The organism is Nocardia violaceofusca NBRC 14427, from assembly GCF_963869435.1.
In the GTDB taxonomy this organism is placed as follows: Bacteria; Actinomycetota; Actinomycetes; order Mycobacteriales; family Mycobacteriaceae; genus Nocardia; species Nocardia aobensis.
Genome location: NZ_CAWMPM010000004.1, coordinates 231,915 through 257,521 on the forward strand (window position 1 = coordinate 231,915; position 25,607 = coordinate 257,521).

Annotated in this window: 5 protein-coding genes; 4 read left to right on the forward strand and 1 reads right to left on the reverse strand. The window is 68.2% G+C overall.

Going from position 1 to position 25,607, the window contains the following annotated elements; all coding sequences use genetic code 11:
- Positions 1–561 precede the first annotated feature (561 nt).
- Positions 562–1,398 carry a hypothetical protein gene (locus AC5592_RS03585; protein ID WP_157121541.1) on the forward strand — a complete coding sequence of 279 codons (837 nt, stop codon included), beginning with the start codon at positions 562–564 and terminating at the stop codon, positions 1,396–1,398.
- The gene (locus AC5592_RS03590; protein ID WP_157121543.1) at positions 1,395–3,617 is read left to right on the forward strand and encodes a DEAD/DEAH box helicase; all 2,223 of its coding nucleotides are present in this window, start codon (positions 1,395–1,397) and stop codon (positions 3,615–3,617) included. The genes AC5592_RS03585 and AC5592_RS03590 overlap by 4 nt, the downstream gene beginning before the upstream one ends.
- A gap of 176 nt (positions 3,618–3,793) precedes the next feature.
- On the opposite strand, the gene AC5592_RS03595 is transcribed toward AC5592_RS03590, so the two are convergent.
- A complete protein-coding gene (locus AC5592_RS03595; RefSeq protein WP_063063368.1) occupies positions 3,794–22,012 on the reverse strand; it encodes a non-ribosomal peptide synthetase in 18,219 nt (6,072 codons plus the stop codon).
- Positions 22,013–22,930: 918 nt separating this feature from the next.
- Between AC5592_RS03595 and AC5592_RS03600 the strand changes: the two genes are divergently transcribed.
- Together AC5592_RS03600 and katG are read left to right on the forward strand one after the other, a co-directional pair.
- On the forward strand, positions 22,931–23,344 hold the full coding sequence (locus tag AC5592_RS03600) for a Fur family transcriptional regulator (protein ID WP_036505652.1): 414 nt from the start codon (positions 22,931–22,933) through the stop codon (positions 23,342–23,344).
- A gap of 36 nt (positions 23,345–23,380) precedes the next feature.
- Positions 23,381–25,606: a catalase/peroxidase HPI gene (gene katG, locus AC5592_RS03605; RefSeq protein ID WP_063063369.1), complete on the forward strand. Its 2,226-nt coding sequence runs from the start codon at positions 23,381–23,383 to the stop codon at positions 25,604–25,606.
- Position 25,607 lies beyond the last annotated feature (1 nt).

The window sequence follows — 25,607 nt, forward strand, 5'->3', positions numbered from 1 at the left end:
AAGTTCATCCGGCGGATTTCGGCGAGTGCGCGCGAGACTTCGCCGGCATCGAGCACCGTCGCAAGCAGACAGAAGAGCCGAGCGATAAGCCGAGGCGCCGACGCCCGCGCGCGAAACACACTGACACACAGGCGTAAACGCAGCCAACAGCGCCCGTTCCATTGCGCCGATAATCTACATTATGTCAAGTAACATGCTGATACAGACGAAACCAATGACCGCCTTGGCCCGACGAAACTGCGTGAGTGAGTGTAATCTCGTCAGGTCCGATCGCGAAGAAGGGCAGGCCCGGTAATTATCTCGTCCACGACGGCCTTACGAGGACGCTTTCGAGAAAGCTCTCGGCTATCGTGCGCGAGTCCTACTGAACGATGCAGAATCAGCACAACACGAAGGGTTCGCACGCCAAGTGACGCAGCATTCACCGGCTAGATTCTCGCCACTCCCGCAAGGGGCAAACCGTTTAGGTCGAATCAACGATGATTCAACCTTGCGCGGCGCTTGCGCAAGGTTGAGACCGCGCGATCTGAGTTTTTTTCATGAAATTCGGAAGTAGACAGCATGGCTGGAACGAACAGTTTCGTCGAGTATCGATCGATCGCAATCACGGAACCCCTTCGACAGGGTGACATTTTGGAGCGCGTAGCAGATGATTCGACTGTTTGGAATCGGCATTTGCTGGTGATGACAGCCGATTGCGATTTCGCGCATAACAAGCATCACGGTAGGGTGACGTGCGTACCGCTGTTAACCAAGGACGAATACCTCGTTAAACTCCAGATACCAAAGCTCCTCAGTAAGGCAGTCGCTGACCTTACGAAGAGCCTGCAAGATGTGCTATCAAAACTGGGAACGATCGGCATCTCGGACGCTCGGCTGAGAGAGTGGCCAATTGAGCAGTCAACCGAAAGAATTCTGACGTCTCTACCGATTCCAGATAGCAAGCACGACGCTGTACGCGGCATGTTTGATTCCATTCGCGCACTAGGTAGGAGCGAGCTGTCACTCGCTGAAGCAATAAACATTTTAGTCCAAGCGCAGCTCCAATTGCCAAACCCGCAAAGCGAGAAGAACCTGAGAAGGAACATAGTTAACACACTCCAGAACGCCTTCAAGAATCCGCCTGGTGACGCACTATTCCTGTCGGCGATCGCCGACGGCCACGACTACGGATACTTCGTCTATTTGCGACATTTGGAGCAGATCTGGGAGCCCCGGGTGGCGCTTAGTCCTTCACGCAAGGTAATGGAATACCGAAGGTTATCCAGGCTGCAAGACAATTTCACACATGCAATTGCGCAGCGGTTTGGGCTCGTGTTTACGGCGATTGGCCTACCTGACACGTACGAAGAGATGCGTAACCTCCACTCGGACCTACTTGTAGAGGACATTTCGTGAAGCCATTGGTTACGACAGCAAGTGCCCTTAAGGAGCTGGCAACCGGCGTGGCTCCGTCTGCCATTCCGACCTCGACCTCCCTGTTCTCATGGGAAGGTGTAGGTGCCGATTACTTGCTCACGAACAGTGACCATGCCAGCGATCAGCGCATCGTAGTCGTTCGAGATTCATTCATCAGCGACCCCTTCGTCCCGGACCATCTCAGGGATGATCGTCGGGCGGTGCTTAGTCGGATGGCCGCATTCGCCGAGCGCGCGCGGACGGCAGGTCCGCTCACATTGCCCCGAGCCTGGCGCCAATACAAACACAACAACTTGATGGCGTTCTTCGCAGTGCCGGGGCGCGACACGGAAACAACACGCTGGATTGCCGAAGTGTTGACAGGTGACAGCTCAGATGTCGTCTTCTGGGACGCGACAACATCTGACGAGAAGACGAGGCTAGAGGAATTCGATGCCACGAAGCCGCCGAACCCCCTGCGGAATAACGAGTGGATCGAAGCTGCCGGGGCCGCAACGATACACTTTCAGGCCGCGAAACGTCCTCAACCGTCTGACGTTGAAATCGCCTTACCGGAGCTCGAACGCGCCGCGACACAAAATTGGACCTACGTCCAATGGATGGAAGCCATCAGTGCCGATCAACGTGCGTTTGTGCTCGCCCCCTCCGACAGATCCATCCGACTCCGCGGTCCTGCGGGCTCCGGCAAAACTCTGACCCTCACGTTGAAGGCCGTTTATGAGCTCCTCAAAGCTCGCGAATCCGGCGAGCAAATCAGGATTCTTATGGTCACCCACAGCTGGTCACTGGCAACGGAGATTGCGGATTCCACCGATGCATTCGGTCTTGGGTCATTGCACGAGATCGATGCCTTTCCATTGTTAGAGATCGCAGCCGAAATCTCACCAGGTGGGAATAGCGACGGATCGTACAAACTGATCGGCGATGACAGCTTCAGCGGAAAGCAGGCACAGCTTGATGAGATCCTGGACCTACTTAGCGATTTCGTTACAGGTGACTGGATCACTTATAAGGCTGATGTCACCCCATCGCTGCGCGATCGATTTGATTCGCCGGACTCGGACGAGCGACTGGCACTTGCCTGGGATCTCCTAATCGAGTTTGGCTCTGTCATAGGTGCTGCGGCGATTTTCCCAGGCGCTGGCTCAGAGAGCCGATATTTCAACTTGGAGCGTGCCTCGTGGATGCTCCCACTATCAGGTCGCGCCGACATGCGGGTGGTTTTCGAGTTATATAGCCGTTATATGGACAGCCTCGACGCTCGCGGGCTCTGGACTAGCGACCAAGTACTTGCGGATCTCTTGAACGACCTCCAGAAACACTCCTGGAACCGGTCACGGCGCGACCAAGGTTATGACCTGATCTTTGTAGACGAGTTCCACCTCTTTAACCCCTTGGAGCGGCAGGTTCTCCACTACCTTTCCCGCGATGTGACGGTATATCCGAGAATCTTCATGGCCCTCGATCCCCGGCAGTCACCATCAGAGGCATTCATTGGCTTGGCATCCGACGGCACCAGGTCGTCAGCCTCGCTTGAGGCTGGCGACGGTCTCGGGGAGGTCACGAGCTTCGAATTGAACCACGTCCACAGGTATACGCCGCAGATCCTTCGACTGGTAAAGCATGTCCACCACGAGTTTCCTACGTTGGACTTGGGTCGCGATTGGAATATCGATTTTAGCTCGGTCGAGTCTGCACGTGAGAATGGGCCGGTGCCTACGCTAGTTACTGCCGCCAGCCGTACTGGCGAAGAGACCGACGTCGTTCGAGCAGTACAAGACCGGTATCAGACGGGGACGATTGCGCTGGCGATCGTGGATACTCGACAGTGGAGTCGGTTCAGCGAACTCGCGTCGCTGATAGACCAGTCGCAAAAGTATCACGTATCAACTATCGCTGGGCGTGGAGACATAGAAGGCCTGGGGTATCGAAAGCGCGGACTGGTAGTCGGCCCCGCTGAGTATCTCGCCGGCCTCCAATTCGGCACCGTGCTGGTCGCCGGGATTCCCGATCTGAGTCATGGATCGCGCACGCCGAGCGAGATAACCCGACTGTTGTCGCTCCTCTACCTCGGGATCAGCCGGGCAGAGAACGACGTAAGGGTCTTCGTCAACGATGACGACGGTGGCGTTCCTGAGGTGCTCCAGCGAGCCATCGCAAACTCTCTAGTGGTATTGCAGAAAGGGAGTCTGGTCTGATCGCGCTAAAGCCGATCGGCATACACGGCACGTACCGACCAGTACGCTCCGAGAATGGTCGAACACGATCACGATGGCTTTTCATGTGGGCAGTCGTCAGGGGTAGAACGATTACGCAGGGATCGAATACGCGGAGTTACCAGTAACGGCAGTCGCGGCCGCCGGGCCCCATCCCCTCACCGATCCAGCCGGCGGTTGAGGATCTTCGCGATTTCGGCGACGACCGCGGGTTCGGTCATCGCCAGATGTTCGGCCGCGATATCGACGTTCGAGATCTGACCGCTGACGAACCGAGCCCATCCCTCGTGGCCCGTGGCGTCGGTGCGCCGGTCCGTCGTGGCGGTGAAATACAGCATGTCGGCATCGAGTACCGGCGGCTGCCAGGCACTCGCGGCGCGGATCGACAGGTTGTAGGCGTCGGTCATGCGTTCGATGGTCTTGGCGTCGATGGCGAAGCTGTCGCCCAGCTGCCGGCGGATCAGGTCGGCGGCCTCTTCGGCGGTCGCGTCGGCGCCGACGACATCGATGCCCATGACCGGGCCGAGATTGCTGATCAACTCCCCTGGCGTGGCCTCGGCGACCTCCGTGGCGTCGATCCCCTCGGCTTCCGCGTCCAGCAACGCCAGCAACGCGACTTCCTCACCGGCCGAACGCATTTCGGCGGCGACGGCGTGCGCGATCTGCCCGCCCAGCGACCAGCCGAGCAGATGGTAGGGCCCGTGCGGCTGGATGGCGCGGATCTCCTCGAAGTAGCGGCGCGCGATCTCCTCGAACGTTTGCGGGCCGGGCACTTCCCCACCGATCTGCGGCGCCTGCAGGCCGTAGATCGGGCGGTCGCCGGCGAGGTGGTCACCGAAGGTGTAGTAGCACCACGACAGTCCCGACGCGGGATGGATGCAGAACAGCGGTGGCCGGCTGCCGCCGGTCCGGATCGGCAGCACGACGTCCAATCCGAAGGCGGCAGGACCGGATTCGTGATGCCCGTTGCTCATTCCGGTTTCGATGCGCTTGGCGAGGTCGGCCGGATTCGGATCCGACAGCATCCATCCGAGCGGGATCTCGAAGTGCAGTTCCTTGGTGAGTTCGCTGGCGACCTGCACCGAGCGCAGCGAGTTGCCGCCGAGGGCGTAGAAGTCGTCGTCGGCTCCGACGTGGGTGACGCCGAGGACGTGTTCGAACGCGCGGGCGATCTCGCCTTCCAGCCAGGACGACGGTTCGCGGAACTCCCCTACCGCGGCCACCGGTTCGGGTAGCCGGGCGCGGTCGAGTTTGCCGGATGCGGTGAGCGGCACGGTGTCGAGCACCATGAGCGTGGTGGGCACCATGTAGTTGGGCAGTTCGGCGGCGGCGTGCGCGAGGACGGCGTCGGTGTCGACGGTGGCGCCGGCGACGGGTACGAGATAGCCGACGAGCTGGGCGGCGATCTCGCTGGAGTGGACGACGGCGATGGCGCGGGCGACGCCGGGATGTTCGGCGAGTACGGTTTCGATTTCGCCGAGTTCGATGCGCAGGCCGCGCAGTTTGACCTGGAAGTCGGTGCGGCCCAGGTATTCCAGTTCGCCGTCGCCGCGGCGGCGCCGCACGAGGTCGCCGGTGCGGTACATGCGCCCGCCGTCGTTGTAGGGGTCGGGCACGAACCGTTCGGCGGTGAGGCCGGGGCGGGCGTGGTAGCCGCGGGCGATCTGGGTGCCCGCGAGGTACAGGTCCCCCGCCACTCCGGGCGGCACGGGGTTGAGCCGGGCGTCGAGGACGTAGGCGCGGGCATTCCAGACGGGCCGACCCATCGGCACACTGCCCTGGTCGGCGGCGGTGACGCGGTGGGAGGTGACGTGCACGGTGAATTCGGTGGGTCCGTACAGGTTGTCGAGTTCGACGTCGGGCAGTACGCGCCGGACGGCGGCCACGGTGTCGGATCCGAATGCCTCTCCCCCGATGAGCAGCGCGCGCAGCGAGGTCAGGGTGCGGGCGGGTGCGGCTTCGGCGAAGACGGCGAGCATGGACGGCACGAACGAGGTGATCGTGATCTGCTGTGCGGCAATGATTTCGGCGAGATATGCGGGGTCGGTGTGGCCGTCGGCGCGGGCGATGACGAGGCGGGCGCCGACGCCGAGGGTGGCGAACAGTTCCCAGACCGAGACGTCGAAGGTGGCCGGTGTCTTCTGCAGGACCACATCGTCGGCGGTGAGTTGATATGTGTCACCGAGCCAGCGGACCTGGTTGGCGGCCGCGCCGTGCGGGACGGCGACGCCCTTGGGCCGGCCGGTGGATCCGGAGGTGAACAGCACGTAGGCGGTGTTGTCGGGGCGCAGTGGCGCGTGGCGTTCCCGGTCGGTGACGGGTGTGTCATCGAAGCCGGACAGGTCGATGCCGTCGAGGGTGGACAGGACGACGACGGGGTCGGCGGTGGCCAGCATGTAGTCGATGCGGTCGGCGGGCAGGTCGGGGTCGACGGGCACGTATCCACCGCCGGCGGCGAGGGCGGCGTAGAGGGCGGTGACCTGGTCGAGTGAGCGGCGCATCCGTACGGCGACCAGCTTTTCCGGGCCGACGCCGCGGGTGATGAGCCAGCGTGCGAGCCGGTTGACGCGCGCGGAGAACTGCGCGTAGGTCAGGGACTCGTCGTCGTAGGTGACGGCGGTGCGGTCGCGGTATGCCGGGACGGCGTCGGCGAACATGGAGGTCAGTGTCTCGTCGGTGGGGAGGGCGTGCTGGGTGGAGTTCCAGCGGACGACGACGTTGTGGCGTTCGTCGGCGTCGAGCAGGTCGACGTCGTGGACGAGCCGGGTGGGGTCGGCGACGAGGGCGCGGAGCAGCCGGTCGAGGCGGGCGGCGATGGCGGTGACGGTGTCGGGGTCGAACAGGTCGCGGGTGTAGGTGATGCCGCCGGTGATGCCGGCGGGGCCGCCGTGGTCGTCGTAGCTGTCGGAGACGGTGATCTGCAGGTCGAACAGAGAGGTGTCGAGGTCGGCTTCGACGGCGGAGAGGGTGAGTTCGGGGAGTTCGAATTCGGTGCCGGTGAGGTTCTGGAAGGCGAGCATCACCTGGAACAGGGGGTGGTGGGCGTGGGAGCGGGCGGGGTTGAGTTCCTGGACGAGTCGTTCGAACGGGACGTCGGCGTGGCCGAAGGCGGCGAGGTCGGTGTCGCGGACCTGTTCGAGCAGGTCGGTGAACGTCATGTCGGTGCCGACGTGGGTGCGCAGGACGAGGGTGTTGACGAACATGCCGACGAGGTCGTCGAGTTCGGGTTCGCCGCGTCCGGCGTAGGGGGTGCCGATGGTGATGTCGTCGGTGCCGGCGAGGCGGGCGAGGACGGCGGCGAGGGCGGCGTGGAAGACCATGAACAGGGTGGTGTTGTGGGCGCGGGCGATGTGTTGGAGCCCGGCGTGGAGTTCGGGGTCGACGGTGAGGGGCACGGCGGCGCCGGCGTAGCTTTGCACGGGCGGTCGCGGCCGGTCGGTGGGCAGGGCGAGCAGTGCGGGGACGTCGGCGAGTTGTGTTGTCCAGTAGTCGATCTGGGCGTGCAGGAGCGAGTCGGGGTCGCTGTCGTCGCCGAGAACGGTGCGTTGCCAGAGGGCGTAGTCGGCGTATTGGACGGGCAGCGGTGGCCAGGCGGGGGCGTCGCCGTCGAGTCGTGCGGTGTAGGCGATGGTGAGGTCGCGGGCCAGTGGCGCCAGGGAGGATCCGTCGCCGGCGATGTGGTGGACGACGAGGGCGAGGATCCAGGTGTCGTCGCCGATGTCGTAGAGCCGGATGCGCAGCGGCACGGTGGTGGTGACGTCGAAGACGGTGGCCAGCAGCGACGAGAGGGTGTGTGGGAGTTCGGTTTCGGCGATGCGGGTGACGGCCAGGGGTGGGACGGCGTCGGCGGGTGGGAGGATTTTCTGGGTGGGTTCGCCGTCGACGGCCGGGTAGATGGTGCGCAGTACTTCGTGCCGGGTGATGACGTCGCCGATGGCGGCGTGCAGGGCGTCGGTGTCGAGGCGGCCGGTGAGCCGGATGACGATGGGGATGCTGTAGGCGGGGGTGTCGGGTTCGAAGCGGTTGAGGAACCACATGCGCTGTTGTGCGTAGGACAGCGGGAGGTGGTGTGGGCGTGGTTGTCCGGTGAGGGCGATGCGGCGGGTGTCGGCGTGGGATTCGGCGCGGGCGGCGAGTTTGGCGACGGTCGGTGCGTCGAAGATCATCGAGACGGGGACGCGGGTGTCGAGGGCGGCGCCGATGCGGGCGGCGGCGCGGGTGGCGACGAGGCTGTTGCCGCCGAGGTCGAAGAAGTTGTCGTCGGCGCCGATGGCGGTGTCGAGGCCGAGGAGGTCGGCGAAGATGCCGGCGACGATTTCCTCGACCGGTGAGGCGGGTGCGCGGAATGTTTCGGTGTGCAGGACGGGTTCGGGTAGTGCGCTGCGGTCGAGTTTTCCGTTGGGCGACAGTGGGATCGCGTCGAGGATCATGACGGCGGCGGGCACCATGTAGGGCGGGAGGGCGTCGGCGATCGCGGTGGTCAGTTCGGTGGCGGTGGGTGTGGCGCCGGGTGCGGGGACGACGTAGGTGACCAGCATGGCGGGGGCGTTGCCCTGGCGGTGGGCGATGGTGGCGGCGAAGGCGATGTCGGCGCGGGCGTCGAGGACGGCGTCGATCTCGCCGAGTTCGATGCGGTAGCCGCGCACTTTGACCTGGAAGTCGTTGCGTCCGACGAATTCGATGTCGCCGTGGGTGTTCCAGCGCACGAGGTCGCCGGTGCGGTACATGCGGGTGCCTGGTTCGCCTGCGGGGCAGGGCACGAAGCGGGTGGCGGTGGTGGCGGTGCGGTTGAGGTAGCCGCGGGCCGGGGCGAGGCCGGCCAGGTAGAGTTCGCCGACCACGCCGGCGGGGACGGGATGCAGGCGGGTGTCGAGGATCAGCGCGTGCATGCCGGGTAGTGGGGTGCCGATGGTGGGCCGGTCCCCCGGGTGCAGCGCCCGGGTGGCGGTGGCGAGGATGGTGGTTTCGGTGGGGCCGTAGAGGATGCGGAATTCGCGGGTGCCGCGGCGGTCGGTGCCTGCCCACCGGTTGATCAGTTCGGCGGGGACTTCTTCGCCGCCGGAGAGCACCAGGTGCAGGTCGTCGAGTCCGGTGGGGTCGACCGAGGCGAGGGCGGCGGGGGTGACGAAGGCGTGGGTGACGTGCCGGTTGCGTAGCAGGTCAGCGAGGTCGTCGCCGCCGTAGGTGGCCGGGGGTGCGATGACGAGGGTGGCGGCGCCGGCGGTGGCGAACAGGATTTCCATCAGGGAGGCGTCGAAGGACGGTGAGGCGAAGTGCAGGAATCGGGCGCCGGGTTCGATGTGGTAGTCGGCGCGTTGGGTGGCGACGAGGTCGGCGATGCCGGTGTGGGTGACGGCGACGCCTTTGGGGCGGCCGGTGGATCCGGAGGTGAAGACCACGTAGGCGGTGGTGGTGGGGCGCAGGGGCCGGAGCCGGTCGTGATCGTCGATCGGGCTGTCGGGGTGGGTGTCGAGCGCTGCGATGGTTTCGGGGGCGTCGAGGGTGATCCAGTGGGCGGTGTCGGGTAGTTGTGGGCGTGCGGTGGTGACGGTGATGCCCAGTGCGGCAGCCGAATCGGTGATCATGTGGTCGATGCGGTGGGCCGGATAGGCGGGGTCGACGGGTACGTAGGTGGCGCCGGTTTTCACCACCGCCCACCAGATGAGCACGGATTCGGCGGAGCGGGGCGCGGCGGCCAAGACGGGGATTTCGGGTCCGGCGCCGTGGTCGATGAGTAGCCGGGCCAGGCGATTGGAGCGCCGGTCCAGTGCGGTGTAGGTGAGGTCGGTATCGCCGGTGGTGAGGGCGAGGCCGTCGGGGTTGCGGCGGACGGCGTCGGCGAATATGCCGGGCAGCAGCGGTGATTCGGGTGTGGGTGCGGTGCGTGGGCCGATGCTGGAGAGCAGGGTGCGGCGTTCGCGGGGGTGCAGCCAGTCGATGTCGCCGACGGGGGTGTCGGGGGTGGTGGCGACGGTTTCGAGGATGCGCAGCAGTCGGTGCACGAATCCGGTGACGGTGTCGGGGTCGAACAGGTCGCGGGCGTACATCAGCATGCCGGAGAGGCCTTGGGCGGCACCGGTTTCGGTGGAGGTGTCGGAGATGACGAGTTGGAGGTCGAATTGGCTGGTGCCGGTGTCGACGTCGGCGCGGGAGACGACGACGTCGGGGAGGGCGATGTCGATGGCGCCGGTGTTCTGGAAGGCCAGCACCACTTGGAACAGGGGGTGCGCGGCGGTGGTGCGGTGCGGGTTGAGTTCTTCGACGATGCGTTCGAAGGGGACGTCGGCGTGGTCGAGGGCGTGCAGGTCGGTGTCGCGGGTGCGGGCCAGCAGTTCGGTGAACGGTTCGCCGGGGTCGAGGGGGGTGCGCAGGGCGAGGGTGTTGACGAACATGCCGACGAGGTCGTCGAGGCCGGGTTCGCCGCGTCCGGCGACGGGGGTGCCGATGACGATGTCGTCGGTGTCGGCGAGTCGTCCGAGCAGGACGGCGAGGGCGGCGTGGACGACCATGAACAGGGAGGTGCCGTGGTCGCGGGCCAGTGTCTGCAGGTGCTGGTGCAGGGGTGCGGGGATGTCGAGGGGGACGCGGCCGCCGGTGAGGGTGGCGACGGTGGGCCGGGGCCGGTCGGTGGGCAGGTCGAGCAGGTCGGGTGCGCGGTCGAGGGTGGTGCGCCAGTAGTCGAGCTGGGTCGACATCAGTGAGGTGGGGTCGTCGGCGGCGCCGAGGACTCGGCGTTGCCACAGCGCGAAGTCGGCGTATTGCACGGGCAGTGGCTGCCAGTGTGGGGGTTGTCCGGTGTGGCGGGCGGCGTAGGCGGTCATGACGTCGCGGGCCAGCGGACCCATGGATTGTCCGTCGCCGGCGATGTGGTGCACGACGAGGATCAGCATGTATCGGCTGGTGGTGTCGGTGTCGGTGGTGATGTCGAACAGGGCGACGCGCAGCGGTACCTGGGTGGAGACGTCGAAGCCGCGGCGCACGAATTCGGTGAGCAGTTGCGGGAGGGTGTCGCGGGCGGGGTGGCCGGTTTCGAGGGTGACCGGTGCCCGGTCGAGGATGAGCTGGCGGGGTTCGCCGTCGGTTTCGGGGTAGATGGTGCGCAGCACTTCGTGGCGGGCGAGGACGTCGTCGAGGGCGGCGCTCAGTGCGTCGGTGTCGAGGCGTCCGGACAGGTGCAGCATGACGGGGATGTTGTAGGCGGCCGAGTCGGGTTCGAAGCGGTTGAGGAACCACATGCGTTGCTGGGCCAGCGACAGCGGGATGGGGTCGGGGCGGTGGCCGGCGGTGAGTGGGATGCGGGCGGTGCCGTGCAGGGTGCGGGCGGCTCGGGCGAGTGCGGCGACGGTGGGTTCTTCGAAGATGGTGCGGACGGGGATGCGCACGTCGAGGGCGGCGCCGATGCGGGCGGCGACGAGGGCGGCGCTGAGCGAGTCGCCGCCGAGGGCGAAGAAGTCGTCGTCGGCGCCGACGTGTTCGGCGTCGAGGACTTGTTCGTAGGCGCGGGCGACGATGTCTTCGGCCCAGGTGGTGGGTGCGCGGAAGGTGCGGGCGGTTTCGGGGGGCCGGGGTAGTCGGTCGCGGTCGAGTTTGCCGGTCGGGGTGAGCGGCACCTCGTCGAGGATCATGACGGCGGCGGGCACCATGTAGGGCGGAAGTGCTCGGGCGAGTGTGGTTTTCAGGTCGGTGTCGGACAGGGTGGTGCCGGCGGCGGGTGTCACGTAGGAGACGAGGGTGGTGGGGCGGCCGTCGTCGGTGCGTGGGATGGTGACGGCGAAGGCGACGTCGGGGTGGGTGGCCAGGGCGGCGTCGATTTCGGCGAGTTCGATGCGGTTGCCGCGGACTTTGACCTGGAAGTCGTTGCGTCCCACGAATTCCAGGTCGCCGCTGCCGGTGCTGCGCACGATGTCGCCGGTGCGGTACATGCGGGTGCCGGGTGCGCCGAAGGGGCAGGCGACGAAGCGGGTCGCGGTCAGTGCGGTGCGGTCTTTGTAGCCGTCGGCGAGTCCGGGGCCGAGCAGGTACAGCTCCCCCGCGACGCCGTGCGGGACGGGCCGCAGCCAGGTGTCGAGGACGGTGGTGGTGACGGGGCCGGCGGGGGTGCCGATGGTGATCGGCGCGCCGGGGGTCAGTGGTGCGCTGGCGGTGGCCCAGATGGTGGATTCGGTGGGTCCGTAGAGGTTGATCATGGTGCGTCCGGGCGCCCACCGGTCGACGAGTTCGGGTCCGACGGGTTCGCCGGCGGTGGCCAGCACGCGCAGGGTGTCGAAGCGGTCGCCGGGGATGGTCGCCAGCGCCGACGGTGTCAGCACGACGTGTGAGATGTGTTCGTACTGAATGAGTTTCGCCAGGTCGGGGCCGCCGTAGACGTCGGGTGGGGACACGACGAGCCGCCCGCCCGCGCCGTGGGCCATGAGCAGTTCGAAGATCGAGGCGTCGAAGCTGGGTGAGGCGACCTGCAGGACGGCGGAGTCGGCGGTGACGCCGAGGAGGCGGTGCTGGGCGGCGACGAGGTCGGTGAGGCCGCGGTGGGTGACCAGGACACCTTTGGGGGTTCCGGTGGATCCGGAGGTGTAGATGAGGTAGGCGGTGTGGTCGGGGGTGAGCGTGGCTCCGCGTTCGGTGTCGGTGATCGGTGCGGTGGATTCGGTGTCGAGGGCGGCGACGGTGTCGGGGTCGTCGAGGGTGAGCCAGTCGATGCGCTGGGTCGGGCGGGTGTTGTCGGGGTGGGTGCCGGCGGTGTGGGTGATGCCGAGGGTGGCGCCGGTGTCGTCGAGCAGGAAGGCGATGCGGTCGGCGGGCAGGCGGGGGTCGATCGGCACGAACGCGGCGCCGGTCTTCGCGGCGGCCCATATGGTGACGACGGCGTCCAGGGAGCGTGGCAGCGCGCTGGCGAGCACGGTGTGCGGGGGGAGGCCGCGGCGCAGCAGCAGTCGCGCGAGCCGGTTGGATCGCTGGTCGAGGTCGCGGTAGGTGGCGGTGTCGGTGCCGCAGGTGGCGGCTACGGCGTCGGGGTGGGCGGCGGCGGTGGCGGTGAGGATGTCGCCGAAGGTGCGCGGCTGGTGGTGGGCGTGGTCCGGGTGGGCGGGTTCGGTGTCGCCGGGCGTGGTGAGGCGGGCCAGGTGGCCGGCGGGGTGGTCGGCGATGCGGTGCAGCAGTGCGACGAACCGGTCGAGGATCCAGCGGGCGCGGTGGGTGTCGAATTCGTCGTCGAGGTAGCGCAGGGTGATGCGCAGTCCTGGGGCGGCGGTGGGGTCGGTGTGGGTGTCGGCGGGTTCGGGGGCGACGACGAGGCTGAGCGGGTACGGGGTGGCGTCGACGCCGGTGATGTCGTCGATGCGCAGGCCGGCGGCGTCGACGAGGTGCTGCAGGGCGGGCCGGTCGACGGGGAAGGACTGGAAGGCGACGGCGGTGTCGAACAGGGCGGTCATTCCGGCGGCGCGGTGGATGTCGGGCAGTCCGATGTGGTGGTGGCCGAGCATGCGGGTCTGGTGTTGCTGGATGCGGGTCAGCAGCTGCTCGACGGTCAGGGTGGGGTCCAGGGGGACGCGCACGGGGATGGTGTTGAGGAACATGCCGAGTGTGCGGTCGACCTGCGGGAGTTCGGGGGGCCGGCCGGAGACGGCGGATCCGAAGACGACGTCGGTGTCGCCGGTGAGTTCGCGCAGGGTCAGCGCCCAGGCCGCGGCGACGGCGGTGTTGACGGTGACGGTCGCGTCGGCGGCGACGCGGCGCAGGTCGGTGACGTGCCGCGCGGGCAGCAGGGTGTCGATTTCGCCGGCGGAGGTGTCGCGGTGGGCGGCGTCGGCGCGGGCGACGCGGGTGGGTGATTCGACATCGGCGTATTCGTGGGCCCAGGCGGCGGTGGAGGCGGCGAGGTCCTGGCGGTGCAGCCAGCTCAGGTAGTCGCGGTAGCTGGGGGCGGGTTCGGCGGTGTCGATGTGGGCGGGCGTGGCGTAGTACGTGAGTAGTTCGCTCATCAGCAGCGGCATGGACCAGCCGTCGAGGATGACGTGGTGGTTGGTGACGAGCAGCCGGAAGGTGTCGGGGCGCACGGTGATCAGGGTGAACCGGATCAGCGGCGGTGCGGACAGGTCGAACCCTTCGGCGGCGTCGTCGGCGGCCACCCGGTCGAGGCCGGAGTGGTCGGTATCGGTGAGGTCGATGTGCCGGAAGCGGACGGGTGCGTGGCAGAGCACGATCTGGCAGGGTCCGGCGCTGGTGTCGGTGAAGGCGCCGCGCAGGATGTCGTGGCGGTCGACGAGGGCCTGGGCGGCGCGGCGCAGCCGTTCGGCGTCGACGGTGCCGGTGAAGCCGATCGCGGTCTGGACGGTGTAGTTGTCGCCGGCGCCGGGATTGTAGGTGGAGTGGAAGCGGATTCCGGCTTGCATCGGCGACAGCGGCCACACGTCGGCCAGCTCCGGGTAGCGGTGGTCGAGTCGTTCGACGTCGGCGGTGGTCAGTTCGACGAGCGGGAAGTCCGCGGGGCGCGGGGGGCGGCCTTCGGCTCGGTGGGCCGGTTCGCGCGACGGCGACGGGTCGGCGGCGACGGTGCCGCGAACCAGTTCGGCAAGGGCGGCAACGGTTTTGGCTTCGAAGACGTCGCGGGGGGTGAGGGTGAGCCCGGCCTCGCGGGCCAGCGCCACCAGGCGCATGGACACGATGCTGTCGCCGCCGAGGGTGAAGAAGTTGCTGTCGGCGTACACGGTGTCGCGGTGCAGGACTTCGGCGAACAGTTTCGCCATGAGCTGTTCGTCGGCGGTGGCCGGTGCCCGTCCACCGGTCTCGTCGGTCCGGAAGTCGAGTGCGCGCAACGCTTTCCGGTCGATTTTGCCGACCGGGGTGCGGGGCATCTCGGCCAGTTCCACGATGGCGGACGGGTTCATGTAGTGGGCCAGTTCGCGTTCCAGGTCGGCGTGCAGGGCGGCCGGGTCGAGGGTGGCGCCGGGTGCGGCGACGACGTAGGACACCAGCACGGGTTCGCCGGCGGGTCCGGGGCGGTCGACGGTGGCGGCGGCGGCCACGGTGTCGTGGCGGGCCAGCCGGGCGTCGATCTCCCCCGGTTCGATGCGCAGCCCGTGGATCTTGACCTGCTGGTCGCTGCGGCCGAGGTATTCCAGTTGCGGTCCGTGCGGGGTGTGCAGCCAGCGCACGCTGTCGCCGGTGCGGTAGAGGCGTTGTCCGCGAGGGGATTCCGGGTCGGCGACGAAGCGGGCGGCGGTGGTGGCGGGGCGGTCGAGGTAGCCGCGGGCCAGGGCGGGGCCACGCACATACAGTTCGCCGGCCACGCCGGCGGGGACGGGCCGCAGCCACATGTCGCGCACGGTGACCGACAGTCCGTGGATCGGGGTGCCGATGGTGACGGGTTCGCCGGGGGTGAGTGTGTCGGATCCGGTGGCCCACACGGTGGTTTCGGTGGGACCGTAGTGGTTCATCAGCCGCCGCCCGGGTGCCCAGCGGGTGACGAGGTCGCTGCTGGTGGCCTCCCCGACGACCGCGATGGTCGTCAGTGCCGGCACGTGCGCGGGATCCATCGTGTCGAGCACCGACGGGGTGATGATGGCATGGGTCACCCCGTGGGTGTGCAGCAGTTCTTCGAGTCCGGCGCCGCCGTAGACGTCGGGCGGGGCGATCACGAGGCCGGCGCCGTGGCCGTGGGCGAGCAGCAGCTCCGACAGGCAGGCGTCGAATCCTGGTGAGGCGACCTGCAAGACGGTCGAGGTGGTGTCGACACCGAATGCGTCGGCGTGTGCGGCGGCCAGTCCGGCGAGGCCGCGGTGTGTCAGGTGCACGGCTTTGGGGGTGCCGGTCGATCCGGAGGTGTAGATCAGGTAGGCGGCGTGGTCGAGCCGCACCTCGTGCACGGTGGTGGTGTCGGGTTCGGCGGTCAGGTCGGTGTCGGCGTGGACCCAGTCGACGGTGCCGGGTAGCCGGTGGGCGAGGGCGCTGGTCGTGACGCCGAGGGCGGTGCCGGAGTCGGCGAGCAGTTCGGCGATGCGTTCGTCGGGGTTGCCCGGATCCAGCGGTAGGAACGCCGCCCCGGTTTCGGCGACCGCCCAGATCGCGGCCGCCAGCTCGATCGATCGCGGAACGACCACGGCGACAACGGTTTCCGGGCGTGCGCCGCGGGCGAGCAGCCGCTGCGCGAGGCGGTGGGCCCGCGCGGCGAGTTCCCGATAGGTGAGGGTGGTGGTCCCGGCCCGCACGGCCAGCGCGTCCGGGTGCGCGCGGGCGGTGTCGGCGAGGATGTCGCGCAGGGTGCGCCCGGCCGGTGCGCTGCGCGCCGGAATCGGTTCGGCCGCTTCGGCATTCGAGCCGGCGCTGATCGTGGCGACGGTCGCGGTGGGGTCGGCGGTGATCTGGTCGAGGATCTGTTCGTAGCGGTCGAGCAGGGTGGCGGCGGTGTCGGTGTCGAGCCGGTCGCAGGAGAAGCGCAGCATCACGGTGTGGGTGGCGGCGGTTGCCGCGTCGGGGTCGCTGTCGCGGCCGGGTCGCGGCGGGGTCACCTGCAGGCTCAGCGGGTACGGGGTGGCGTCGTGGGCGTCGATGTCGACGAGGCGCAGCCCGGCGTCGTGCAGATTGTGGGTCAGTTGTTCGCGATCGAGCGGATAGGACTCGAGGACGGTCACCGTGTCGAACATGTCGGCGAAACCGGTGGCGCGTTGCAGTTCGGCCAGCCCGAGATGCCGGTGATCGAGGGTGGCGGCCTGTTCGGACTGCACCCGGGTCAGCAGGTCGGCGACGGTTTCGGCGGGTTCGAGCCGGATCCGCACGGGCAGGGTGTTGATGAACAGCCCCACCATGCGTTCGACTCCCGGCAGCTGGGGTGGACGGTCGGAGACGGTGTTGCCGAACACGATGTCGGCGCGGCCGGTCAAGGTGGTGAGCAGCAGCGCCCACGCCACCTGCACGGTGGTGTTGGCGGTGACACCGTAGGCGCGCGCCAGGTCGGTGATCGCGGCGGTGGTCTCGGTGGACAGGTTGCGGCTGACGTCGGCGTTGTCGGCGGGCACGGTCCGGTCCGGGCGCCCGGTGACCAGGGTCGGGCTCTCGATGCCGGCGAGCACGTCGCGCCAGGCGGTGATCGCGGCGTCGCGGTCCTGGTTGTGCAGCCAGTGCAGGTAGTCGCGGTAGGTGCCGGCCGGTGGCAGGGTGGCCGGGTCGCCGTCGGCGGCGTAGAGGGTGAGCAGTTCGTGGATCAGCAGCGGCATCGACCAGCCGTCGAGCACGATGTGATGGTTGGTGAGCAGCAGTTCGAATCGGCTCGTGCCGGTGCGGATCAGGTGGAAACGCAGCAGCGGCGGACGGGCGGGGTCGAACGGGGCGGACGCGGCGTCGGTGATGCGGCGGCGTTCGCGGGCGCGTTCCCCGGCGTCGGCGATGTCGGTGAGGTCGCTGTCGTGCCAGTCGGCGCGCACGCCGCTCATCACGATCTGGCGGGGCCCGGCGGCGGATTCGACGAAGGCGGTGCGCAGGCTGTCGTGGCGGTCGATCAAGGTCTGGGCCGCGACCCGCATGCGGGCGGTGTCGACCTGCCCGTCGAGGGTGAGTGTGGCCTGCACGGTGTAGCCGTCGGCGCGGTCGGTGTCGTAGACGGCGTGGAACAGCAGACCGGACTGCAGTGCGGTCAGCGGCCACACGTCGGTCATGGTCGGGTATTCCAGCTGCCAGCGGTCGATATCGTCCTGGGTGAGGTCCACGAGCGGGAAATCCGAGGGGGTGAATCCGCCGGCGGTGTCGGTGCGGGCGTGGGTGGCGAGCCCGCGCAGTGCCCGCACCCACAGTCCGGCCAGTTCCTCCACGTCCGCGGTGTCGAGCACGTCGGTGGCGAATTCCCAGGTGGCGTCGAGTTCGAGGCCGTCGGGCCCGGGTTCGGCGATCGCGTTGACGTCCAGGACGGCCGGCAGCGCCATCGCCGGGTCGCCGGTCGCGGTGAGGGAGGTGAATTCGGTGGTCGGTGTCCACGGCCCGGACTGTTCGTGCACGCCGACGCGGCCGAGGTAGTTGAACGCGATCTGCGGCTCGGGCACGGCGGCCAGTTCGGCGCCGGCGTCGGGGTCGAGGCGGCGCAGCATGCCGTAGCCGATGCCGTTGTCGGGGATCGCGCGCAACTGTTCCTTGGCGCGCACGATCGCCGTCCCCGCGGCGGCGCCGCCGGCGAACGCGTCGTCGGCGTCGACGCCGCGCAGGTCCAGGCGCACCGGGAAGCGGGTGGTGAACCAGCCGACGGTGGAGCTGAGGTCGGCGCCGGGCACGGCGTGTTCCTCGCGGCCGTGTCCTTCCAGTGAGATCAGTTCGGTGTCGGTGTCGACGCCGCGGTGGCGACGCCACTGTCGCAGCGCCAGCGCCAGCGCCGCCAGCAGCGGATCGTTGGGTGTGCCGTGGAAGCGGGCCGGGACGGTGGTGAGCACCGCTTCGGACACGTCGGCGGGCACGTGCACCTCGACGCGGCCCGCGGTGGCCACGGTGTCGCGTGCCGGGTCCAGATGTCTCGTGCCGAGCAGCGTCTCCCCCGGCGCGAGCACGCTCTTCCACAACTCGAGTTCGTCGGCGCGGCGGCTCGCGGCCTGTTCGGTGAGTCCGTGGCTCCAGCGCCGCACCGACGTGGTGGGCGGACCGAAGGCGGGTTCGGTGCCGGCGCTGATCTGCTGCCACGCGCCGGCCAGATCGGCGAGCACGATCCGCCACGACACCGCGTCGACCGCGAGGTGGTGGATCACCACCCACATCAGGTCGGGGCCGGTGGTGTCGTCGCTCATCCGCACCAGGTGCACCAGCACACCGTGGGCGGGATCGAGCCGGTCGGCGGCCGCCTGCAAGCGGGTGTCGATCTCGGGGGCGTCGCGGCGCGGCAACCGCACCGACTCGAACAGTGCGGCGGCGTCGACCGTGCCGGATGCGGCGACCTCGACCGACGGGTCGGCCGATCCGGCGCCGCGCAGGACCGCGCGCAGCATGTCGTGGCGCTCCAGCACCGCCGCCAGCGCCGCCACCAGGTGGGCGTCGTCGACGTGTTCGGGCAGTTCGATGAGGGTGGCCTGGGCGAATCGGTCGAATCGGCCGCGGTCGAGCATCGCGTACATGATCGGGGTCAGCGGCATGGGTCCGACCGCGCCGCCGGGCAGTTCGGCCAGTTGCGGGCCGCCGCCGGCGTCGGTGGCGACCGCGGCCAGACCGGCCACCGTCTTGTGTTCGAACACGTCCTGGGTGGAGAAGCTCAGCCCCTCGGCCTTGGCGCGGGCCACCAGCTGGATGGACAGGATGCTGTCGCCGCCGAGGGCGAAGAAGCTGTCGTCGGCGCCGACGCTGGCCACGTCCAGGATGTCGGCGAACAGATCCGCCACGCGCTGTTCGCGCGGGCTGGACGGCGCCCGGCCGGCCGGTGCGGCGCCGAAGGCGGGTGCGGGCAGGGCGGCGCGGTCCAGTTTGCCGAACGCGTTCATCGGGAGCGTGTCCAACGCCATGATCACCGCGGGAACCAGATGCGGCGGCAGCGTGTCGCGGGCGAAGCGTTGCAGTTCCAGCGGGTCGATGCGGCGGCCGCGCACCGGCACCACGTAGGAGGCCAGCACGGTGGCGTCGGCGTTGTTGCGCACCGGCACGGTGACGCAGATGTCGACGTCGGCGTGGGCGGCGAGCGCGGCGTCGATTTCGCCGGGTTCGATGCGGTAGCCGCGGATCTTGACCTGAAAGTCGGTGCGCCCCAGCAACTCCAGCTCGGGTACGGGTCCGTCGCCGACCCAGCGCGCCATATCACCGGTGCGGTACATGCGGGCTCCGGGCCCGCCGTGGGGGTCGGCGACGAAACGGGCCGCGGTTTCGGCGAACCGGTGGCTGTAGCCGCGCGCCACGCCGGGCCCGGCCAGATACAGCTCGCCCGCGGTGCCGGCCGGAACGGCCTGCAGGTAGCGGTCGAGCACCATCGCCGACATTCCGCGGATGGGGCCGCCGACGGTCAGATCGGCGCCGGGTGTGATGGCGGCGCTGGCGGCGGTGACGGTGGTTTCGGTGGGCCCGTACTCGTTGAACATCACCGCGGTGTGGGTCCATCGTTCGATCACGTGCGGCGGGCACGCGTCACCGCCGACCACGACCACCCGCAGTTCGCTCAGCTGCCGCGGATCCACGGTCGCCAGCATCGCCGGGGTGAGGGTGAGGTGGGTGACGTGCTGGGCGGCGAGCAGTTCGGTCAGTTCGTCGCCGCCGATCACCTCGGGCGGGACGACCAGCAGGGTCGCGCCGTTGGCGAAGCACACCAGGAACTGTTCGAGCGAGGCGTCGAAACTGGGCGACAGCGCATACGACACCCGCGCGCTCGCGTCCACACCGCACACGTCGCTGCGGTCGGCGATGAGGTTCGCCAACCCCGCGTGGGTGACCTGCACCCCTTTCGGGATGCCGGTGGATCCGGAGGTGTAGGTGATGTAGGCGAGGTCGTCGGGGCGCAGCGAGCGCGGGCGTTCGCTGTCGCCGATGGGGGCGCCGGTGGTGTTGTGGCAGGCGGCGGCGGTGCTGCGATCGTCGAGCACCACCGGGGTCACCGTGTGTGGCAGCCGGCCGCGGTAGGCGCCGACGGTGATGCCGACACCGGCGCCGCTGTCGGCGATCATGTGCTCGATGCGTTTGGCGGGATATTCGGGGTCCACCTGCACGATGGCGGCGCCGGATTTGGCGACGGCCCAGGCGGCGACGATCGAGTCGATCGAGCGGCGCAGCATGATCGCGACGGTGGTGCCGGGTCCGCAGCCGTGCGCGATCAGTTGCCGGGCCAGCTGGGAGGATCGGGTGTCGAGTTCACCGTAGGTCAGTGTGGTCTCGGGTGTGGCGATCGCGTCGGAGGCGGGGTGGCGGCAGGCGCTGCCGGCGAGGATGTCGGGCAGCAGCCGGGGCGCGACCGCGTCGTCGCCGTGCACGGGCAGCAGCCGCTGCTGTTCGGCCGGCGCGAGCAGCGGCAGCCGGTCGATGCGGTGATCGGTTCCGCGGGCGAGGAATTCGTGCAGGAACATCAGGAAACGGCCGTGGTGGCCGGCGAGTTCGTCGGGGCGGTAGATGTTCGGGTTGCCCTGGAAGTCGATGTGCGTGCTGTCGCGGCCGGCGCCGGGATAGATGTTGACGAACAGATCGGCGGTGGGCCCGGAGGTGAGCACATGCAGGTGCCCGGTGGTGTCGCCCAGGACGACGTCGTTGTCGATCATCATCAGGTTCACGGCCGGACCGAAGGAGGCGGTCTCGTCGCGGGCGATGCCCATATCTCGGAAGATGTCCTCCTGCCGGTAGCGCTGGCGGCGCAGCGCGCTGGTCAGCTCGCCCTGCACCGCGTCGATCAGTTCGCCGACGCTGCGGGAACCGACCCGCACACGCAGCGGCACCACGTTGGCGACCATGCCGCCGGATCGGCGCAGCATGGCCGAATGCCGGCCCGACACCGGCAGGCTCAGCAGCACCTCCGTGCTGCCGGTCATCCGCGCCAGGTAGGCGGCGAAGGCGGCGACCACGATCGGTGTCACGCTGGTGCTGCGCTCGGCGACCACGGCATCCAGCAGTGCCGCGGTCTCGGGTGAGAGCGCTTCGCTGACCAGCGCCGGATGGATGGTCGGTTTGGCGACGCGACCGGCCAGGCTGACCACCGGCGGGGCGCCGGCCAGATGTTCGGTCCAGTAGTTGCGGTCGTTGTCGAAGCGCGTCGACCCGCGATAGGCCAGGTCCTGTTCGGTGATGTCGGCCAGATCCTTCGCCGCGGCCGTGCCGGGCTCCTCACCGCGCAGCCACGCGTTGTACAGCTCGGTGATGCGCTGCAGCATGGTCACCGCGGCGAAGCCGTCGAGGGCGATGTGGTGGGCGCGCTGATACCACAGGTAGTGGTTGTCGCCGACCTGGTAGATGACGCAGACCATGAGGTGGTCGTGCAGCAGATCCAGGGGTGCGGCGTAGTCCTCGGTCATCAGCCGGTGGGCGGTGGCCACCGGGTCGGCGTGGCGGCGCAGATCCACCACCGAGATCGGGGCGCCGCGGAAGTGGTCGACGTACTGGCAGGGTTCGCCGTCGACCTCGATGATGTGCAGATGCCCGGAGCCGAATTCGATGCTCGCGGCGCGGCAGGCTTCGACGAGCAGGTCGGTATTCAATTCGCCGACGATTTCGACGTATTGCGCCACCGAAATCGGGGACTCCCCCGCGAGATGCTGGGCGAACCATATTCCGCGCTGCGCCGCGGTCAGCTTGAATACGCCGTCCGGGGCCGGGCGCGGGAATACGTGTCCCGAGCCGTGTGCGTGTGTTCCGGTACCGGATGCCTGGTGACCGCCCAGTGGCGCTGCCCCGATCCGCGGTGACTTCGGGGTCTGCCGATCGCCGCCGAAGTTGCTTTTGAATTGGGTCACCGGTCCTCCATCGGATCTCTTTACTTCGACGCAGTGATAAGACGCCGGACCGTTCTCCGAAACGACGTTCGCCGTAATGCGTGAAGCAGGTCGAAATGTGCGCCCAGAATTTATTCAGGCGCGACGAACAACGCCCGCGCGGTGCTGTGGGCGGATATTCGTCCGGGCGCGAAGGCGGTGGTCACGGCGCCCCGACACGCCGCGCCGACCGCCTCCGTGGGCCGTCGGGCCAGGTCAGTGCCTGCGTTTGCGGCGGAGCCGGTGATCGCGTGATCGCCGGTCCGCGGATTCGACGCCACCCCGGGGTTCGGAGCCGTCACCGCCGCCGTGCCGGCCGCATACCTCGTGCGGGACGGCGTGGCCCGCGAGCGGGCCCGGCGGAGCGGGCGGGTTACCCACATCGTTGGTATTCATCGCGTTCACCGGATCACCTTCTGGCACGTGAAGCCTCACGGCAGTGTGTCGTAGGTAGATTCGGTGGCGGGACACGCCCGGATAAAAAGTAATTTTTTGATAACTGTGAAGTTTCCCCGGTACCAGATAGTCGGACTTTCACCCGGTCGGATGTGGGAAGAAGGGGACGCTCCGGGTCGCGGCCCGCGGTTTTCGTGACGGTCGTTATGAAATCGAGCCCCGACGAGGCTCGAATTTCGGTGTGGTCACCGGCATCAGAAACCACAGAAATCACAACAATCACAGATTCGGCGGCACGGGACCTGTATCCCAGCGGGGTACCCGGTCCGTCCGGCTCGCCCGGGGCCCGCTCTCGGCCGCCGAGCGCGCGATACCGCGGGTGCGACCCGCCGGTTCCCGCGCCGGAGGGCAGATGTTCGGAAACTGGGTTCTCCAATCCGCACCTACCGGTTACTTGAATGAGTCATACTTCGGACCGTGTCCACTACGGCGGATTTCGAGCGCATGCTGCGCCGGGCCGCGCTGCGGGTGACAGCCCCGCGGATCGCGGTGCTGACCGCTGTGGCCGACCACCCGCACTCCGACACCGACACCATCCTCGGCCTGGTCCGCGGCACCCTCGGCACGGTCTCCCATCAGGCCGTCTACGACGTGCTGCGGGCGCTGACCGAGGCCGGTCTGCTGCGCCGGATCCAGCCGATGGGATCGGTCGCGCGCTACGAGACCCGTGTCGGCGACAACCACCACCATCTGGTGTGCCGCTCCTGCGGCGTCATCGCCGACGTCGACTGCGCGGTCGGCGACGCACCATGCCTGACCGCCGCCGACGACAACGGCTTCGTCCTCGACGAGGCCGAGGTCATCTACTGGGGGGTGTGCCCCTCCTGTTCCCCGCCCACGTCACGATCGAACCCGTGATCACAGCCCGTTTCACTCTCTCGGAAAGGAAATACCGTGCCTGAGGAACATCCACCTATCGCCGAGGCCAACACCGAACCGCCCGAGAGCGGATGCCCCGTCGTCGGCCGCATGAAGCGACCGGTCGAAGGTGGCGGCAACCGCGACTGGTGGCCGGAACAACTCAACCTCAAAGTGCTGCAACACAATCCGGCCGAAATTCACCCGTTCGGCGCGGACTACGACTATGCCGCCGAATTCGCCACCCTGGATCTGGCGGCGGTCAAGGCCGACATCATCGAGGTGATGACGACCTCGCAGGACTGGTGGCCGGCCGACTTCGGCCACTACGGCCCCCTGTTCATCCGCATGGCCTGGCATGCGGCCGGCACCTACCGCATCGAGGACGGCCGCGGCGGCGCCGGCTCCGGTATGCAGCGCTTCGCCCCGCTCAACAGCTGGCCCGACAACGCCAGCCTGGACAAGGCGCGGCGGCTGCTGTGGCCGGTGAAACAGAAGTACGGCGCCAAACTGTCGTGGGCCGACCTCATCGTCTACACCGGCAACGTCGCCCTCGAGCACATGGGTTTCCAGACCTTCGGCTTCGGCGGCGGCCGCGTCGACGAATGGGAGCCCGAGGAGGTGTACTGGGGTCCGGAGCTGGAATGGCTCGGCGATGACCGCTACTCCGGGCAGCGCGATCTGGAGAACCCGCTCGCGGCCGTGCAGATGGGCCTGATCTACGTCAATCCCGAAGGGCCCAACGGCAATCCGGATCCGCTGGCCGCCGCGATCGACATCCGCGAGACGTTCCACCGGATGGCGATGAACGATGTGGAGACCGCGGCGCTGATCGTCGGCGGGCACACCTTCGGCAAGACCCACGGCGCGGGACCCGCCGACAACGTCGGCCCCGAACCCGAAGCCGCGCCGCTCGAGCAGCTGGGCCTGGGCTGGAAGAGCTCGTTCGGCACCGGTGTCGGCAAGGACGCGATCACCAGCGGTATCGAGGTGACGTGGACCCCGACCCCGACCCAGTGGGACAACAGCTTCCTCGAAACCCTCTACGGCTACGAATGGGAGCAGACCAAGAGCCCCGCCGGGGCGTGGCAGTGGGTGCCCAAGGACGGCGCCGGCGCGGGCACGGTGCCCGACGCCCACGACCCGTCCAAGACCCAGGCCCCCGCGATGCTGACCACCGACCTGTCGCTGCGCCTGGACCCCATCTACGGGCCGATCACGCGGCGCTGGCTCGACCATCCCGAGGAACTGGCCGAGGAGTTCGCCAAGGCCTGGTACAAGCTGATCCACCGCGATATGGGACCCAAATCCCGGTATCTGGGTCCGCTGGTGCCCGAGGAGACCCTGCTGTGGCAGGACCCGATCCCGGCCGTCGATCACGACCTGATCGGTGACGCCGAGATCACCACCCTCAAGGCGCGCATCCTGGATTCGGGCCTGACGGTGCCGCAGCTGGTGTCCACGGCGTGGGCGGCGGCTGCCTCGTTCCGCGGCAGCGACAAACGCGGCGGCGCCAACGGCGGCCGGTTGCGGCTGCAACCGCAGAACGGCTGGGAGGTCAACGATCCCGACGAACTGGCCCAGGTGATCCGCACCCTGGAAGCGATCCAGGAGGCGTTCAACACCGAACAGACCGGCAGCGTGCGCGTTTCGTTCGCCGATGTGGTGGTGCTCGGCGGTGTCGCGGCGATCGAGAAGGCCGCCCGCGATGCCGGTTTCGGGGCGACCGTCCCGTTCACCCCCGGCCGCAGCGACGCCACTCAGGAGCAGACCGACGTCGAGTCGTTCTCCGCACTCGAGCCCAAGGCCGACGGTTTCCGCAACTACCTCGGCAAGGGCACCCGCCTGCCGGCGGAGTATCTGCTGGTCGACAAGGCGAACCTGCTGCGGCTGACCGCGCCGGAGATGACCGTGCTCGTGGGCGGGCTGCGCGTGCTCGGCGCCAACCACAAACAGTCGCCGCTGGGTGTGCTCACCGACAATCCCGGTGTGCTGAGCAACGACTTCTTCGTCAACCTGCTCGACATGAGCACCGAGTGGAAGCCCTCGCCCGCCGACGACGGCACTTACATCGGCACGGACCGCGCCACGGGCGAACAGCGCTGGACCGGCAGCCGCGTCGATCTGGTGTTCGGCTCGAACTCGCAACTGCGGGCGCTGGCCGAGGTGTATGCCGCCGACGACGCCAAGGCCAAGTTCATCGACGATTTCATCGCCGCCTGGGACAAGGTGATGAACGCCGACCGGTTCGACCTGGCCTGAT

What these genes read in the sequence shown, in the direction of transcription:
- AC5592_RS03585 (WP_157121541.1), top strand. Translation starts at nt 562, where the DNA reads ATGGCTGGAACGAACAGTTTCGTCGAGTATCGATCGATCGCAATCACG.
- AC5592_RS03600 (WP_036505652.1), top strand. Translation starts at nt 22,931, where the DNA reads ATGCTGCGCCGGGCCGCGCTGCGGGTGACAGCCCCGCGGATCGCGGTG.